General features: G+C 70.6%; 14 protein-coding genes and 1 pseudogene. 6 read left to right on the forward strand and 9 right to left on the reverse strand.

The window, feature by feature from the left end:
- Positions 1-27: 27 nt before the first annotated feature.
- Positions 28-792, forward strand: coding sequence for an MBL fold metallo-hydrolase (locus OO54_RS30260; protein WP_033208711.1), 765 nt, complete (start codon positions 28-30; stop codon positions 790-792).
- A 386-nt stretch (positions 793-1,178) separates the two neighbouring features.
- Here the strand turns inward: OO54_RS30260 and OO54_RS30265 are convergent, their stop codons facing one another.
- Positions 1,179-1,757, reverse strand: a complete 579-nt coding sequence (locus tag OO54_RS30265) for a TetR/AcrR family transcriptional regulator (protein WP_033208713.1) — start codon at positions 1,755-1,757, stop codon at positions 1,179-1,181.
- Positions 1,758-1,847: 90 nt separating this feature from the next.
- Here OO54_RS30265 and OO54_RS30270 point away from each other — a divergent pair, with 90 nt between their 5' ends.
- Entirely contained in the window at positions 1,848-2,294 is a 447-nt protein-coding gene (locus OO54_RS30270) for an anthrone oxygenase family protein (protein WP_033208774.1), read from the forward strand.
- Positions 2,295-2,534: 240 nt separating this feature from the next.
- Here the strand turns inward: OO54_RS30270 and OO54_RS30275 are convergent, their stop codons facing one another.
- From OO54_RS30275 to OO54_RS30285, 3 genes are all read right to left on the reverse strand, one after another.
- Positions 2,535-3,125, reverse strand: coding sequence for an agmatine deiminase family protein (locus tag OO54_RS30275; protein ID WP_051787288.1), 591 nt, complete (start codon positions 3,123-3,125; stop codon positions 2,535-2,537).
- Positions 3,126-3,517: 392 nt separating this feature from the next.
- Positions 3,518-3,976: a hypothetical protein gene (locus tag OO54_RS30280; protein WP_033208716.1), complete on the reverse strand. Its 459-nt coding sequence runs from the start codon at positions 3,974-3,976 to the stop codon at positions 3,518-3,520.
- 44 nt (positions 3,977-4,020) lie between these two features.
- Positions 4,021-4,722 (reverse strand): cysteine hydrolase family protein, encoded by a 702-nt coding sequence (locus OO54_RS30285; RefSeq protein ID WP_234439518.1) that lies wholly within the window; start codon positions 4,720-4,722, stop codon positions 4,021-4,023.
- Between the two features lie 44 nt (positions 4,723-4,766).
- Here OO54_RS30285 and OO54_RS30290 point away from each other — a divergent pair, with 44 nt between their 5' ends.
- A complete protein-coding gene (locus OO54_RS30290; protein ID WP_033208720.1) occupies positions 4,767-5,279 on the forward strand; it encodes a PadR family transcriptional regulator in 513 nt (170 codons plus the stop codon).
- Between the two features lie 174 nt (positions 5,280-5,453).
- On the opposite strand, the gene OO54_RS30295 is transcribed toward OO54_RS30290, so the two are convergent.
- The gene (locus OO54_RS30295) at positions 5,454-5,816 is read right to left on the reverse strand and encodes a winged helix-turn-helix transcriptional regulator (RefSeq protein ID WP_033208723.1); all 363 of its coding nucleotides are present in this window, start codon (positions 5,814-5,816) and stop codon (positions 5,454-5,456) included.
- A 139-nt stretch (positions 5,817-5,955) separates the two neighbouring features.
- Here OO54_RS30295 and OO54_RS30300 point away from each other — a divergent pair, with 139 nt between their 5' ends.
- Positions 5,956-6,834 (forward strand): NAD(P)-dependent oxidoreductase, encoded by an 879-nt coding sequence (locus OO54_RS30300; RefSeq protein WP_033208726.1) that lies wholly within the window; start codon positions 5,956-5,958, stop codon positions 6,832-6,834.
- Between the two features lie 43 nt (positions 6,835-6,877).
- Here OO54_RS30300 and OO54_RS46025 read toward each other — a convergent pair whose 3' ends face one another.
- Both OO54_RS46025 and OO54_RS30310 read right to left on the reverse strand, forming a co-directional pair.
- Positions 6,878-7,573 (reverse strand): NADH-quinone oxidoreductase subunit E, encoded by a 696-nt coding sequence (locus OO54_RS46025; protein WP_033208729.1) that lies wholly within the window; start codon positions 7,571-7,573, stop codon positions 6,878-6,880.
- Between the two features lie 123 nt (positions 7,574-7,696).
- A complete protein-coding gene (locus tag OO54_RS30310; RefSeq protein WP_245236736.1) occupies positions 7,697-9,736 on the reverse strand; it encodes an RICIN domain-containing protein in 2,040 nt (679 codons plus the stop codon).
- Positions 9,737-10,733: 997 nt separating this feature from the next.
- On the opposite strand from OO54_RS30310, the gene OO54_RS42570 reads away from it, so the two are divergent.
- Both OO54_RS42570 and OO54_RS30320 read left to right on the forward strand, forming a co-directional pair.
- The gene (locus tag OO54_RS42570) at positions 10,734-11,174 is read left to right on the forward strand and encodes a hypothetical protein (protein ID WP_051787289.1); all 441 of its coding nucleotides are present in this window, start codon (positions 10,734-10,736) and stop codon (positions 11,172-11,174) included.
- Complete coding sequence (locus OO54_RS30320) at positions 11,171-14,125, forward strand: tetratricopeptide repeat protein (protein ID WP_051787290.1); 2,955 nt, start codon at positions 11,171-11,173, stop codon at positions 14,123-14,125. The genes OO54_RS42570 and OO54_RS30320 overlap by 4 nt, the downstream gene beginning before the upstream one ends.
- A gap of 44 nt (positions 14,126-14,169) precedes the next feature.
- On the opposite strand, the pseudogene OO54_RS47660 reads toward OO54_RS30320, so the two are convergent.
- Together OO54_RS47660 and OO54_RS30325 are read right to left on the reverse strand one after the other, a co-directional pair.
- A pseudogene (locus tag OO54_RS47660) lies at positions 14,170-14,371 on the reverse strand (hypothetical protein); the annotation flags it as partial.
- A gap of 86 nt (positions 14,372-14,457) precedes the next feature.
- The gene (locus OO54_RS30325; protein WP_418953278.1) at positions 14,458-15,150 is read right to left on the reverse strand and encodes a D-Ala-D-Ala carboxypeptidase family metallohydrolase; all 693 of its coding nucleotides are present in this window, start codon (positions 15,148-15,150) and stop codon (positions 14,458-14,460) included.
- Positions 15,151-15,307 lie beyond the last annotated feature (157 nt).

The following is a 15,307-nucleotide window of genomic DNA, read 5'->3' on the forward strand; positions in this document are numbered from 1 at the left end:
GTGACTTCTCAAACGTGAGGCATCGTGATGACGGCAATACCTGTCCGTGTCTTCGGCGGTCCGACAGCCCTGTTCGACTACGGCGGCCTGCGCTTCCTGACCGACCCCACCTTCGACGAGCCCGGCGACTACGAGGTGCCGGGCGCTCGGCTGACCAAGACCACGCCTTCCGCCGGCGCACCCGACCACGTCGATGTGGTCCTGCTCTCCCATGACGAACACCCCGACAACCTCGACACCTCCGGCCGCGCCTTGCTCGCCGAAGTCCCGCTCACGCTCACCACCCCTGGGGGTGCTCAGCGGCTGGGCCGCGGCGCCAAGGGACTGGCCGACTGGGAGTCGGTCGAGCTGCAACGGCCCGACGGCGGCACGATCACCGTGACCGGAGTGCCCGCGATCCACGGACCCGGCGCCCGCGAGGACGTCGAACCGATCATCGGTCAGGTCGTCGGCTTCGTCCTGACCGGACAGGGCCTGCCCACCCTCTACGTCAGCGGCGACAACGCCTCCCTCGACGCCGTCAAGCAGATCGCCGAACACTTCGGCCCCGTCGACACCGCCATCCTGTTCGCCGGAGCACCGCGCTTCGACATCCTCTTCGGCGGAGCGGTGATCGTCCTGGACAGCGCCCAGGCAGCCGAGGCCGCCAGGCTCCTCGGCGCCCGCCGTGTGGTCCCCGTCCACTACGAAGGCTGGGCCCACTTCACCGAAGGCCGCGACGCCCTACGAGCCGCCTTCACCGCCGCCGGCCTCGCCGACCGCCTCGACCTGAACCGAACCGAACTGAACTGACGGCTCAGGCCTTCTGGGGAGCGGCCAGGGCCGCCACCGCGCAGCCCAGCCTTTGCCATGGAGAGCGTGCCGGACGCCTTGCCTGGGCTGGACGATCTGCCCAGGCAGGGCGTCTCGCTCGTGCCGTACGTCCTGCCCGGGCCGGACGTTGAGACCGGCACCGCCCGCCGCGAACAGTCCGTTTCCCCGCGTTGCTTCCGGCATCGAGGCAGTGGCTGCGTGACCCGCTTTCCGGGGTGGCCCCGACGGCGGCTTCGGTCCCCTGACAGCCCTGCACGAGCTCGACCGGGCAACGGGCCGGGGGCTCGATCCGAGGCGCCGATGGAGAGCGACAGCAAGCGGCGGAGGCTCGAGGGGCCCGGCCGCTTGCCTGCTGAGCCGGTGCGTCAAACCACGGCGAGGCGGTCCACCAGCAGTTCCACCCTCTGTGCGGCGTCCTGCGGCAACAGCCGTCCCGCCCGGGTCAGGGTCGCGAGGCCGTGGAGGGCGGCCCAGAACGTCTCGGTGAACAGGCCCGGGTGGACGCCGTCCCCGGCGACTTCGCTCAGGGTCTCCATCAGGGCGGCGAAGGCGTCCTTGAGTGGCTCGGGGGTGTCCTCCTGTGCGTATGTGAGGCCACCGTCGAGCTGGAACAAGGCGTCGTAGACCGCCGGGTTGCGTTCGGCGAAGTCGAGGTAGGAGCGGGCGAGGGCGGCGACGCGTTCGCGGGAGCCGTTCGCGGCGGAGGTCGCGGCCCGCATGGCCGCGGCCATCTCGGTGGCGCCTTGGAGGGCGACGGCGCCGATGATCTCGCGCTTGCCGCGGAAGTGGCTGTAGAGGACGGGCTGGCTGTACTCGATGCGCTCGGCGAGCCGGCGGGTGGTGACCGCGTCCCAGCCCTGCTGCTCGGCGAGTTCGCGGGCAGTGGCCACGATGAGGCGCTCGCGGTCGGCCCGTTCGCGCTGCTTGCGTTCCTGTACTGACATAACTCGATTCTAGCGTCGCTAGACAATCGAGCGGTAGTAGGTCTAGCGTTGCCTCATCAGCTAGCAACGCTAGAAGTTTTGGGGGTCATCATGCTCAACGCACTCGAGGTCTTCACCACCGTGACCGTCGGCCTGATGGTGGGGGTCGAGTTCTCCGTCGCCTTCGTCATGAACCGGATCTTCGGCGCCCTCCCCGAGGATGCCGACCAGCAAGCCCGCTCCCACGGGGGCCGGATGCTCGGCGCTCTGATGCCGTTCTGGTACATCGGCTCGCTCATCCTGAGCGCGGTCTGGGCCGTCGCCGGATGGCATCACCCCGGCACCGGCCTGGTCGTCATCGCCGCCGTGCTGCTGATCGTCAGCGTGGCCATGTCGCTCCTGCTGCTCGTCCCGATCAACAACCGAGGCAAGACCTGGACCCCCGAGAACCGACCCGCCGACTGGAAGGAGCAGATGAACCGCTGGGACCGCTTCCACTACATCCGCGTCGCCGTCATCATCGCCGCCTTCACCCTGCTCGTCACTGCCCTCGCCTGACACCAAGGCCGCCACGACACGCACCGATTCGCCCTGCGTGTCGACCGCCGTCGCCCCGTCGGGGTGAGCCCGGCAGGGCTTCGGGTTCCGGCCTCCACCGCGGGCTGACGCCGCGCCGGTGGCGCACAATCCCACTTCACGGGCGGCGGGTGGCCACCATATTCCCGAGGTCCTGGAATGCGGCAGCCGCGCAGATCCCAAAGCAGCGATCCCGGCAGACTGCGCCGCGATCAGCCGCGATCAGCCGCGATCAGCCGCGATCGGCCGCGATCGGCCGCGTCCTCGCGGCCCGGTCGGGCCCCATACGTAGTAGTCGAGCAGGGTGGCGGCCGCGACGGCGTCGTTGGCGAAGGGCTGGTAGTAGGTGGTGCCGGTCTTGCCCCAGCCGTTGAAGTTGGTGTCCAGGCCGGCTGTGACGCCGGGGCCGGTGAGGAACGTCGGACCGAAGTCGCGGATCCACAGGTCGTCATTGGCGATCTCCAGCACGGTGATGCTGTAGTACGCGCCGTTTCCGCAGGCGTACCGGGCGCCGGCTGCCTGTCCGGCACGGGCCAGCATGACCACCGGTTCGTACCGGGAGATCTGGTAGGCGACCTCGGCGATGTCGTTGCGGACGCCCGACAGGCTGTTGCCCCAGACCGCGGACAGCGCGGGCCAGGCCATGAAGGTCCGCGCGTGGCGGCCGTCCTCGGCCGGCATCCGCAGCTGCACGCCGGTGGGGCTGGTGGCGGCACGCGCGGTGGTGGGGAGGAGGCCGCCGAGCGCCAGGGCGGGGGCGGTTGCGGCGCCGAACTTGAGCAGGTTGCGCCTGGAGGTTTCAGGCACGTTCATGGAACTCTCCCTGGAGGGGGTGGGGAGGCGAGGTGTGGTGCGCCGCACATACTTGCGTTAACTGAAAATTCAGTCAAGAGGCGTCCTGGGGTGATGATCGTCCGGATACCTCGGTGATTCCGGCTCGTACTCGCCACCTACCGCCGGTCACGCCTCTACCCGACGAACCACCAGGCCGAGTGCCCTTCAGGCGCGGCCTTCAGTGGCTGCGACCCGTGCGCCGCGGAGACGCCGGACTGCCCGTCCACTGGAGGACTCTCCGGGGCCGCCGGTGGGTCTTGAGTCCGCGGAGGCGGATCAGCGTGTGCTCGCACCCCCGAGGGGGGTCGCTTCCCGGCCCTCCTCTCGATCCGCGACCGCGAGTCCGGTACGTCCTCACCCAACTCGCGTTTCTAGTCGAACGTGCAGGTCATCATCGGCGCCGACACCAAGTTCGTGATCGCGGCGGCCAGGTCGGTTCCCGGCGCCACCGCGGACGCGAAGGCCTGGCGGGACTCCGGCCTGACCGCCGTCTGTGAGGGTGTGACGGCGCCGGTCGTCGGCGCCTTCCTCAACGCCAGGCTCGTCGTCCCGCACCGCAAACGCCCCGGCCGAGCCTTGCCGCCGGGTGAGGAGGGGGGCAATGCCGAACACCGCAAGGTCGGGGCCCGCGTCGAGCACGCCTCCGTCCGTAGGGAGCGCGACAAGCCCTTCGCGGCCACCGTCGGCGCCGCCAGGGCGGCGGGGGCCTCCACGGCCTCCACGGCCTCCACGGCCTCCACGGCCTCCACGGCCTCCACGGCCTCCACGGCCTCCACGGCCTCCACCACGCAGCCCGAGCCGCCGCCCACCTGCCCCGACCTCGCCTCCATGTCCGCCTTCCGCCGGCCGCCGAGGTCCGTGCGTGCCTGCGCTGTCAGTCGGTGTTCGTCCGGTCGGCCGGCCCTGGGGGGCCGGCATCGGCCGTGGTCAGGTGGTGGGTGATCTCCTGGGCGGTCAGCACGGATGCGAAGCCCTTGCGGAGGACGGCGAGTTCTGGTTCTTGCCGGGACTCGTCGTCGGTGGCCGTGACGTCCGCGCCGAAGACGACCTTGTAGCCGCGTTCGTATGCCTGGCGGGCTGTGGTGCCGCAGCAGTAGTTGGTGAGGGTTCCCGCGACGATGACGGTGTCGCGGTCGAGGTTGCGGAGCATCGTGTCGAGCGGCGTGTCGTAGAACGCGCCGTAGGAGGGCTTGCGGATCACGGCTTCGTCTGGGCGGCGGCCCATCTGCTCCCACACCTCGGCCGGGCCCGGCCGGCGCCAGTCGGTGTCGGAGTGCGGAAGGTGGCGCAGGGCCTTCGGGCGGTCCAGCCCGAGATGCGTGTCGTCGAAGATCGTCCAGATCACCGGGACCGAGACGGCTCGGCATGCCTGGACCAGCCGGCGCAGTCTCGGCGCCATCCGTGTCGCCGCCGGCACCCAGTACGGGCTCCAGCCGGGCCGGACGAACTCGTCCTGCATGTCGATGACCAGTAACGCGGTCCGCTCCGGCCGTACGGCGAAGGATGCCCGGCCGTGCTCGTAGGCGTCACGCGCCCGAGCGGTCACCCATTCCTCGGTGTACATCCCTACCCCCATGCCTCGATTCGAGATACCTCGTTTCGATGTGCGAGAGTAGCAGCATGCTCGAACTCGCGATCCTGGGATTCCTCGCCGACGGGCCGCTCCACGGCTACCAACTGCGCCGCCGGATTGCCCACTTGTCCGGCCACGCCCGACCGGTCAGCGACGGCAGCCTCTACCCGGCGATCACCCGGCTCGTCAACGCCGGGCTACTGGACCGCCAAACGGAGCCAGGCGCCTCGGCCGCCCAGCGGCACACCCTGACCCTGACCCCGGCCGGCCGCACCGAGCTCCTGCGCCGACTGCGCGACGCGGACGGCCTGGACATCAGCGACAGCACCCGGTACTTCACCGTCCTGGCCTTCCTGTCCCAACTGCCGCACACCGCCGACCAGCACGCCGTACTGCGCCGACGCCTGGAATTCCTGCAACAGCCCGCGAGCTTCTTCCACGAAGGAGAGTGCCCCCTGAGCGCGGAGGAAACAGGCGACCCCTACCGCCGTGGCATGCTCACCATCGCCCGCGCCACCAGCCAGGCAGAACGGTCCTGGCTTCGGGGGGTCCTGGACTGACGACACCAACACGTAGCACTGTTCTGCCATATGAGGGGAGGTCAGGCCGTGGCCTCCACCCCATGGAGTGGCCGACCCGGGCCGTCTCCCCATGGTCAGGACGCGCCGTGAAGCCTGGCGCAGGCGACAGCAGCCCGCCGTGTTCGAGGCGCTCACTGGCCACGCGGGGCGGCCTCAGGCGGCCTCAGTGCTGATCTTCTCCGCGCCGATCCGCTCGATCCGTTCCTGTCCCCACAACGCCATGGCTTCGAGGGCGGCATTGAGGGAGACGCCGTGCTCCGTCAGGGAGTACTCGACCTTGGGCGGCACGACGGGGTAGACCTCGCGGTTCACGAGGCCGTCCTCCTCCATCTCCCTCAGGTGCTGGACGAGCATCTTCTCGCTGACGCCCGGGAGGCCGCGCCGTAGCTCCGCGAAGCGAAGCGTGCCGTGCTCGTGGAGCTCCCAGAGAATCAACGACTTCCACTTCCCGGAGACGACGTCCATCGCCGCGTCGACCCCGCAGAAGTAGGGCCCTCGTCGTGCCGACGTCGCCATGCGCTCCTCCGTGTCGCCCGGACGGTACGCACCTCGGGGTGAGTACCGCACTAATTAGTCCGTACTGGTCAACTCTACTGGCTGCGTTGAGCATTGATTCATCAGCGAAGTTCGACGAGCGACTCGACGGAGCATTGACATGACGGAGAACCACGACACCCACGTGAGCCTTCTCGGGCTCGGCGCGATGGGCGGCGCCCTCGCCGATACCCTGGTGGAGGCCGGAATTCGGACCACGGTGTGGAACCGCTCGGCGGGCAAGGCCGACGCGCTCGTCGCGCGGGGGGCAACGGAAGCGGCCTCGGCCGTCGAGGCGGTCCGGGCGAGCCCGCTCGTGATCGTCTGCCTCTTCGACCACGACTCGGTGCACAAGGTGCTCGACCCGCTCGTCGACGACCTGGCCGGACGGACCCTGGTCAACCTGACCACGACCAAGCCCGAGCAGGCACGGCAGTTGGCCGCCTGGTCCGCCGAGGCCGGGATCACCTACCTCGACGGCGGCATCATGGCAGTGCCGTCCATGATCGGGCAGCCGGGGGCCTCGATCCTGTACAGCGGTTCGCAGGAGGCTTTCCGCCGGCACACGGCGCTGCTCGACCTGTGGGCGACCAGCACCTACTACGGCGAGGACGCGGGGCTTGCGTCGTTGTACGACTTCGCGCTCCTCTCGGCGATGTACGTGATGTTCGCGGGGTTCATGCACGGTGCCGCCATGCTTGCGCCGGCCGGCGTGTCCGCGGCCCGCTTCGCGGAGATGGCCGCGCCGTGGCTGACGGCAATGACCGGCGAACTCGCGGGATACGCCGAGGTCATCGACGGCGGCGACTACACCGTGGCGGGGCAGCAGAGCCTGGAGTTCTCCAACCTCGGCCTGTTCATCGAAGCCAGCACCGAGCAGGGAGTGAGCCCTGAGCCGATCGCCATGGTCCAACGCCTGATCCAGCGCCAGGTGGATGCCGGCCACGGCACGGAGGGATTCGCCCGGATCATCGAAAGCATCAAGCATCCCACCGTGTGACCGGGAAGCCATGTCGGGCCTGGTGCGGTGCCGCCGGCCGCTGTCAGCGCCGTCCGTCCCGCCTGCGCCGTATCCAGATCCCGGCGGCGGCTCCGACGAGTGAGGCGACTACGAGCCCGACCACTGTCGGCCCGGGACCCCGGGTCTGGTCGTCTTGGTCTTCGGCTGCGGAGCGCGATGCTGACAGGGACCTGGGAGCATCCGGAGCCGGTGAGGTCTCCTGCGCCCCTGTAGACGTGTGAGCGGGCGTGGCTGTGGTCCCGCCCGAAGCCGACGGGCCGCCGGTCGACGAGGCACGGGTCGACGAGGCACCGGTCGACGGGTCGACGGTCGACGGGCCCACGGCAGCCGGGGTGACGGCGGCAACGGTCAGCTGCCGCTCGGCGTGCCCCAGTGCGGGCTGGCCTGCCGCGACGGTGACCTTCCAGATGCCGGCCGGGAGCGCTTCGGTGGTGGTCCAGTCGGTGGGGCGGGTGCCGCGGACGAGTTTCCAGGGGCCGGCCGTACGGCTGCCGTCCGCGCTGACGGCGCTGACCAGTGCGGCGACGGGTTCGTCGACGGCGTCGCCGTCGTTCTCCCAGGTGACTTCGGTCAGGACGTGGCCCTCACGGTGACCGGTGATGACCACTTCCAGGTTGTCGCCGTGCGCGGCGGCGGTCTGCGGGACGGCGAGGCCTAGGGCAGGGCCGAGGGCGAGTACCGCGGTGAGGAGGAGTGCGGGTCGGGTGGCGGTGTGCATGGCGGTGCTCCGGTCCGGCGGTGAGGTGAGGACGTGGGGTGGCGAGGCGTGGGGCTCGCGGAGGGCGGGCCGCCGGTCGGCGGCCCGCCCGGGGTGCGGCGCGGATGCGACGTGAGGGTCGGCTCAGCCGGCCCGGCGGGCCGTCCAGGTCTGCGCCGGCCGTCCGTCCACGCGCTGGAGGTCGAGCAGCCAGGCGCCGTAGTACGGACGGTTGCTGACGGTCAGGGCGTAGGATCCGCTGCGGTCGGTGAGCGTGACCGCGCCGTCGACGACCGTCATGCGCCACTGCTGGGCCGAGGAGCCGGCGGCACAGGGCTGCTGGGCCACCCACATGCCGGGGGCGGGTGTGCCGCCGGGCTGCAGGCACTTGGTGGAGGCCGCCGATCGGATGCGTACGAGACCGCTGCCCGCGTCGTCGAAGTACCACTGCTGTTGCTCGTAGCCGTTGCTCTGGGCTGCGACCAGGACCGTGCCGTCGGCGCTGCGGCCGCCCCACAGCTGGGCGCTGAGCCCGGTGCTGCCGTTGGAGAGCAGATAGCGGGTGCCGGGGGTCGTGGTGGTGCCGGCCCCGGCGGTGCGGAAGGTCGTCGCGCGACCCGGTCCGCTGTCACGGCCCTGGCCGTCGCGGACGGAGACGGCGACGGTGTGCGAGGTGCCCGGCCGCAGGTTGTAGATCCGCAGCGCGGTGCCCTGGACCCAGGTCAGGTGCCGGCCGTCGAGGATGACTTGGTACCAGGACGCTCCGCTGACCTGCGGCCAGCTCACCACGACGGAGTCCGACTGGATCTGACCCGCCGTCACGTCCGGCCCGCTGCCGGGCCGCGGCCCGGTCGGCGTCGGCGTCGGCGTGGGGGAGGGGGTGAGGGTCGGGCTGGGCGTGGGGCTCGGGGTCGGGTCCGGTCCTGTACCCCCACCCTTGGTGCGCATCAGGAACTGGTTGTCGGCGATGTTCCAGTGCGTGGCGAGATAGCTGCCGGCCCGCGGGCTGGTGTGGAAGTAGTCGTCGTGGTTGCAGTCGAGGATGTTCTCGGAGGCCCGGTTGGTGCAGACATTGCGCATCTGCGGGTAGTACGGGCTGTCGGAGTAGCACATCACGTCCCACTCGTCCGTACAGTGCGCGCCCCGGCTGGTGTTGGGCGCGCTGTTGTTGACCGCGCCCAGGTTGTGGCCGAGTTCGTGGGCCGCGGTGTGCCCGCCCCAGCAGCCGCTGTCCGTACGCCCGTACGAGGGGCCGAAGTTGCTCTGGTTGGACTGGCCCGGCCGCTCGTCCCCGGCGAAGGTGCCGATGCCGCAGTACACCTGTGCTTCGGCGAAGATCATGTACTTGCGGTCGCGCCGGTCGAGTCCCTTGGCGGCGAGCGCGCGGTTGGTGGCGCTGAACTCGGCCAGTGCGGAGTCGGCGAGTTCGATGTTGAGGACGGTGGGCGTGCAGTCCGCGGCCGTCACGTACCGGATGTGGCGGACGCCGCCGGTCTCCTGGGCGCTGGCCGAGTAGATGAGGTCGGCGTCGGCGGCCCACTTGCGGAAGGAGGCGAGGTACTCGGAGTACCGGTCGCGTCCCGGGCCGTGGACGTACACGACCTGGACCCGGTTGCCGGTGCTGCCGTCGCCGTCGCACTGGACGGTCTGCCCGGCCGGCCCTGCGGCGGCGGTCGTGCTGGTCCCGGTGGCGGCCGGAGCCGTGGCCGCGGAGGAACTCGGCGGCGCGGTCGTGGCCGCGGTACGCGGGGCCTGAGCGTCGACGGCGGGCGCGTCCTGTGAGGGGCCCTGGCTCTTACGGGGCGCGGGCTGCGGCGCGGCAGGCTTGGCGGGATCGGTCGCGGGTGCCACGGACTTGACCGCGGGCGGAGTGTCCTTCTTGATGTCCACGCCCTTGGGCGGCGCGTCGGGTCCGTGGGTGCACAGACCGGTGCCGGTGGCGTAGACGCCCGCGCAGCGGTCTCCCTCCGGCGCCACCTTGAGCCCGTCGTACACCATGCCCCGGGCCGGCTCGTTGGTCGGCTTCTTCCGGATCGGCTCGGGCTCCTCGTCCCTGGCCGGCGCGGCGGCGGGGACGGCGATGTCGGTGACGGGAGTCTCGAGGCGGGCGAGCGGCGCCCCACCCGCTTCCGCGCGCCCTGCCTCGTAAGCGATCCCCCCTGCCATCACCGCGGCGACGGCCATCGCGGCGGTGACGCCTATGAAGGATCTGCGAGGCCGTGCCCCGCGTGCCCGACTCTCCTTCGGCTTCCTATGTCTAGACATGCACACCTCAACTCTTTGGTCAGAAGACTGGGTGCGCGGAAGCCTGTCAGAACCTCCCGGTGAAGAATTCGGACAAAGGGGAGAGTGTTCAAAGAATCCATTCCGTTACCTACGCTTCCGTATCTGATGAACACTCAAGTCCCTTTAAAATAAACGCAGTTACGCGCGTCGCTGACGCTTGGTCCAGGCCTTTTCGTCGATCCCGTTATGTAATCGAAATAATCACTGTCGCTTGTTGACGCGAATTCAGTGAAGGATTCACCTAATTCCTCACCTCTCGAATCCCTTCGATCACCACCCGTGAGCACCCGGGCAGTCCGCGCGCTCCGCACGCCACCGGAGCCGGCCTTCATTCCCGCAAAGCCGGGTGCATCGTGCTGGTTTGGTGTCGGCGGGCGTGCGTGCCGGACTCGCGGTGGCCATCGCTGGAAGAGGCGTTGGCGGAGTCGGGCGCCGCCTTGTTCGTGCTGTCTTCCTCGCGTGGAGGGGTGGGCGATTCCGGCAACCCGCCGGAGGCGGAAGGTATTTCACGATTCAAACGTGTAGATGCCGTCGATCGCCCGCCCGAGGGGGTGGCCGCACCTCCCGTGTCTGTCTCTTCCTCCGCGTTTTCGGCAGCGCCGCCACCAGTGCCCTCTGTACGGTCCCGTAGCCCCCGCCGTACTCCGTATGACCGCATACAGCGGCCGGCCTTCGGTGCGGCCGCTGGGCGAGGCGGCGGCCGGTGCGCGTTCGGATGTGGCCGACTTCCGGAGAAGCGCACTGGCGCCCGAACTGCGCCCCGCGCACGCGAGGGTCTCTGAACGGGTGACGAGCGCGTCAACATCCAGCGACCAGTCCGATCCACCCATCAGCACTGGACGAAGGAGGGTCACTAAACTGATACGAGCATGTTCAGCGAGTGACGGGGGCTTTGATGTCCGATCCGATGACGGTCCTGGCCATGACGGGGGCGACCACTGTCGTGGCCGCGATGGCCACCAGCGTCTGGGAAGGCACACGGGACCGGGTGGTCGACCTGTTCCGGCGCCGTGACGAGGACCGGGGTGCGGTGGTGCGGGCCCAGTTGGACGGTGACGCCGAACTGGTCCTGGGGGAGGGCGAGGACACCGACGGTGTACGCGACGACTTGGTACGGCCCTGGGGGCGCCGGCTCGCCGCACTGCTGCGGGACCATCCCGAGGCCGCCGAGGAACTGCGGGCTCTGATCGAGGACGGTGCCGCGCCTCGGAACGGGGGCACGTGGTCCCAGCACGTCACGGCGCACGCGGGAGGCGCCGCGTTCGGGGCACAGGGCCCCGGCAGCAGCGTCCACGTCCACCACCACCGGCCGGTCCCCGGCGACACTCCGACATGAGCGGGCGGGAGCCTTCCGCGCGCCAGCACATCAGCGCCGAGGGCGGGTTCGCGTACGCGGTGGTCGACGGTGACATCCATGTCTACGTGGACGGGCTGCCCGTCTACGTCCTGGAGAACTGGCGTCCCACCCCCGAAGCGGGCGCGGAATGGCTCCGCGAGCTGCCCAGCCGCATGCTCAGCGCCCGGCACGAGATCGTGCCGTTCACGGGGCGGGCCGAGGAGCTCGCCGACCTGCGCGTCTGGCGCGACTCGGCGCGCAGACTGGCCGTTCGGTGGCTCCAGGGCCCGGGCGGTCAGGGGAAGAGCCGTCTCGCGGCAGCCTTCGCCCGAGAGGCCGTCGCCGACGGTTGGAAGGTGGTCAGGGCGGTCCACGGCGCCGGGAACGTCCTGGCCTCGCCGGCCACCGACGAGGGCGTCGACCTGCGGACCGGTGGCGCGCCCGGGCTCCTCCTCGTCATCGACTACGCCGACCACTGGCCCTTTCCGCACCTGACCTGGCTGTTGAGCAACCGGTTGCTCCACCGGCCGGCTCTCCCGACGCGTGTGCTGATGCTTGCCCGTTCCTCCGACATGTGGCCCGCCGTGCAGGCAGCACTCAGCGACGTCCAGGCCGCCACCTCCCTGCAGATCCTCGGACCTCTGCCGGGCGGGGACGGCAAGGGACCGCGGACCGAGATGTTCCGCGTCGCCCGGGACGCCTTCGCCGCCGTCCACGAACCGGCGAACGGGCCGGCCTTCGCCTCGCGGGTGCTGCCGCCGATGCCCTTGGAGGGCGGTGACTTCGGGCTGACGCTCAGCGTCCACATGGCCGCTCTGGTGGCGGTCGACGCGCTGGTGAAGGGCGAACCCCCGCCCACGGACGCCGCGTTCCTGGTCACGTATCTGCTCAACCGAGAGAGGTCACACTGGGCCCGGCTCCACACGCAGGACGCGGGCCGCCGCGCAGCCGCGGTCGGGCGGGTCCGGACCACTCCGCCCGAGGTGATGAACCGGATGGTGTTCACCGCCGCCCTCACCGGCCCGGTCTCCCGGCAGCCCGCTCTCGACGTCGTAGGCCGCGTGATCGCGAACGATCCGGCCGTGGGGCACTCCGCCGAGCGGATCGTCGCGGACCACATCGCCTGCTATCCGCCTGCCGAACCCCACCGCGGAACCGTGCTCGAACCTCTGCTGCCCGACCGGCTCGCCGAGGACTTCCTCGCTCTCACCCTCCCCGGGCACACCGCGGAGACCGCCTACCCGTCCGCGCCGTGGGCCCCCGCGACCCTCGCTGCGCTGCTGCCGCACGGGGCGGGCGAGCAGCCGGCGCCCTGGGCATCGCGGGCGCTGACCTTCCTGGCCGCCTCGGCCGCGCGCTGGCCGCATCTGCGACACGGACATCTGTACCCGCTGTTGCGACAGGCTCCCTGGCTCGCCGTCGCCGCCGGGGGGCCGGCGCTCAGCACCCTGCTGGCCCTCGACGACATCCAGCCCGACCTGCTGGAGGACATCGACGCGAAGCTGCCCAAGCATGAGAGCCCCGAGTTCGACCCGTCCCGTACCGTCCTCGCTGAACGGCTGTTCCCCCACTGGGCGGGTGCCTCCGACGACCCGGCCCGACACGCCGCGGCGTACGACTCCCTCGCGTTCGCCCTGACGGGCTCCGGACGGCTCCTGGAGGCGCTCGCCGCCACCGAGAAGTCCGTCGCGTTGCACGAGATCCTCGCGGCGCGGCATCCGGTGGCGCGCACGCCGGGGCTCGCGGGGGCACTGGTCAACCAGTGCGGGCTCCTCAACCACCTCGACCGGCTGCCGGAGGCGGAGGAGGCGGGCCGCCGAGCGGTCGAACTGACGCGCAAGCTGGCACGGCTCCACCCGGACGACCAACGCGCTCCGTTGTCCACCGCACTTGCCAACCACGCGGCCGTGCTGCGCCAATGCGGGCGGGACATCGAGGCATTGCGGGCACAGACCGAGGCGCTGGAACTCGTCACAGGACTCGTCCGCGAGCATCCCGGGTCGTACGAGGACACCCTGGGCCTTCGCTTCCTCGACGTCGGCGTCACACTGACGGCGGCGTTGCGGGAACCGGCCGCCCTCGCCGCGACGCACGCCGCGGTCCTCCTCCTCGATCGCGAAGCCCGCGACGGTTCTCCCACGCGCGAGGGCCCCCTCTCGACCGCCCTGACCAACCTGGCGCGCCTCCTGCTGACGCAGAGCCCGGCACTGCGGACGGGAATCGACTGGCGGGAGCGGGCGCTGGAGGCGAGCGCCCGCGCGGTGGACATCAACCGGCGTCGTGCCAAGGCGAATCCGTTCCCCCTGGTGGAGGATCTCGTCCAGTCGCTGCGCATCCACGCCGCCGCGCTCGAGGCGGCTCACCGTCACGCGGCAGCCCGTGCGGTACGTGAGGAGGTGGACCAGCTCTCCTACGCGCCGGATGCCTCCAGTCGACGCGGCCACTTCCCCTCCGTCACGTACGACCGCAAGGAGAGCGAGGAGGTCGTGGACGCCCTGGAGCTGTCGGTGTTCCGCCACATGGCACGTCACGACGTGCGCGCATACGGCGACCACCTTCTGCCTCGCCTCCACGATGCCCTTCGGCGGGACGGCACGGCGGGTATCCCCTTGCTGGAGGAGATCGCCGACCTGCACCACCGCCTGGCCCCGTACGACCGGGCGCACCGCTATCTGCTGAGCAACACCTACGTCTCGATCGGTCTGGAACTGTGGCAGGCGGAACGGCGCCTGGAGGCCGTCCGAGCGCTGGAGCGCGCCGTGGAGGTAGACCGGCATCTCGCCGCGTCGGACCCGGGAAGGTACCGCGATCACCTCATCGACGGCCTCTACATGCTGGCGGCCCGCCAGAAAGCGGCCGGCCTGCGCAGCGAGGCGCGTGCCACCCGACGCGAGGCCCGTCGCCTCCGCTGGGGCCTGGTCAGGCCGTCGGCAGTGCAGTCAGCTCGGTGACCCGTCGTCGCGGGACCGGTCGACAGCTCCGACCGGACCTTCCCCCACACGGCCGTCAGATTGATCTCGGTGATCCCCGAGCGGACGGGGTCGTCCGCCGGGGTCGGGTGCACCTGCCCGTGAAGTCGCCGTCGACGATCGCGTGGGAGACGGCCGCGGCGCGCGGCAGCGCCGAGACCCCCATCCCATGCCCGTCCTGCCGATCCCTGCCCGCCCGCCGATGAGGAGTGCTTCCGCGTTGTCCATGCGGGCAGGGTGTCGGCGGTCGACGGCGTCCCGCTATCCGACATCGGGCCGTCCGGTGCCCGAGTGCGAGGAACGCGGTCGCGTCGTCAGATGCCGCAGCTGGACGCCGACCAGAAGCGCGCGGCTCGGTGGTCGACGTGGGCGTGGTCGCCGTGTCCGGGGTAGCCCGGGCCGAGAATCCCGTTGAAGCCGTGGTTACGGGCCTGCTGGGCCAGCAGGCACAGCGAGTGAGGGCCGGCGCCGAGGTCGGCCGCGTCTCCGTAGAGATGGCGGCTCGAGGTGGCGCCGCCGACCGCGTCGTTGCAGGCCTGGCTGCGGAAGCCGCTGGTGACGCGGATGCTCTGGTCACCGAGGGCGTGCCGCAGGGCCTCCAGCTTCCACATCGTGCGCAGGGCGTTGGACTTGGCGGTGGCCGCGCTCACGGCGCCGCCGGCCCAGGTGGTGTTGCAGTTGTTGAGTTCGGCGTAGGAGAAGTGGAGGGGGGTGCAGTCGTCGTCCTGGAGCGCGTAGATCTTGCTGAAGGTCGCGGGGCCCGCGACACCGTCAGCGGCCAACCCGTAGGCGGCCTGGAAGCGCTTGACGGCGGCTGCCGTTCCGGGGCCGTAGTCGCCGTCGATCGCCAGGACCCCGCCGTAGCCGGGATACCCGGCCACTCGAATCTGCAGCTCCGTGACGTCGGCGCCGGAGACGCCCTGGGAGAGGGTGCGCGACCAGGTGTAGCAGCTGTCGGCCTGGGCGGTGCCTGCGGTGGCGACCACCCCACCCAAAGAAGCAGCCATGATCATGACAAATGGCAGCAGTAGGCGAAGTGACAGGGAACGCAGGGGGCGTCGGGGCATCGATCCTCCATGGCCTCACGAGTCCGAGGTGACTCAGTGGTGAGAGTCCCCCCGAGACTGACGGTCCGGTCGACGCGCGTCAACCACGCCGGAGCGA

The sequence above is a fragment of the Streptomyces wedmorensis genome (assembly GCF_000716445.1).
Taxonomy (GTDB): domain Bacteria; phylum Actinomycetota; class Actinomycetes; order Streptomycetales; family Streptomycetaceae; genus Streptomyces; species Streptomyces wedmorensis.

What these genes read in the sequence shown, in the direction of transcription:
- OO54_RS30260 (WP_033208711.1), top strand. Translation starts at nt 28, where the DNA reads ATGACGGCAATACCTGTCCGTGTCTTCGGCGGTCCGACAGCCCTGTTC.
- OO54_RS30265 (WP_033208713.1), bottom strand. Translation starts at nt 1,757, where the DNA reads ATGTCAGTACAGGAACGCAAGCAGCGCGAACGGGCCGACCGCGAGCGC.
- OO54_RS30270 (WP_033208774.1), top strand. Translation starts at nt 1,848, where the DNA reads ATGCTCAACGCACTCGAGGTCTTCACCACCGTGACCGTCGGCCTGATG.
- OO54_RS30275 (WP_051787288.1), bottom strand. Translation starts at nt 3,125, where the DNA reads ATGAACGTGCCTGAAACCTCCAGGCGCAACCTGCTCAAGTTCGGCGCC.
- OO54_RS30280 (WP_033208716.1), bottom strand. Translation starts at nt 3,976, where the DNA reads ATGGAGGCGAGGTCGGGGCAGGTGGGCGGCGGCTCGGGCTGCGTGGTG.
- OO54_RS30285 (WP_234439518.1), bottom strand. Translation starts at nt 4,722, where the DNA reads ATGGGGGTAGGGATGTACACCGAGGAATGGGTGACCGCTCGGGCGCGT.
- OO54_RS30290 (WP_033208720.1), top strand. Translation starts at nt 4,767, where the DNA reads ATGCTCGAACTCGCGATCCTGGGATTCCTCGCCGACGGGCCGCTCCAC.
- OO54_RS30295 (WP_033208723.1), bottom strand. Translation starts at nt 5,816, where the DNA reads ATGGCGACGTCGGCACGACGAGGGCCCTACTTCTGCGGGGTCGACGCG.
- OO54_RS30300 (WP_033208726.1), top strand. Translation starts at nt 5,956, where the DNA reads ATGACGGAGAACCACGACACCCACGTGAGCCTTCTCGGGCTCGGCGCG.
- OO54_RS46025 (WP_033208729.1), bottom strand. Translation starts at nt 7,573, where the DNA reads ATGCACACCGCCACCCGACCCGCACTCCTCCTCACCGCGGTACTCGCC.
- OO54_RS30310 (WP_245236736.1), bottom strand. Translation starts at nt 9,736, where the DNA reads ATGGCCGTCGCCGCGGTGATGGCAGGGGGGATCGCTTACGAGGCAGGG.
- OO54_RS42570 (WP_051787289.1), top strand. Translation starts at nt 10,734, where the DNA reads ATGTCCGATCCGATGACGGTCCTGGCCATGACGGGGGCGACCACTGTC.
- OO54_RS30320 (WP_051787290.1), top strand. Translation starts at nt 11,171, where the DNA reads ATGAGCGGGCGGGAGCCTTCCGCGCGCCAGCACATCAGCGCCGAGGGC.
- OO54_RS30325 (WP_418953278.1), bottom strand. Translation starts at nt 15,150, where the DNA reads ATGGCTGCTTCTTTGGGTGGGGTGGTCGCCACCGCAGGCACCGCCCAG.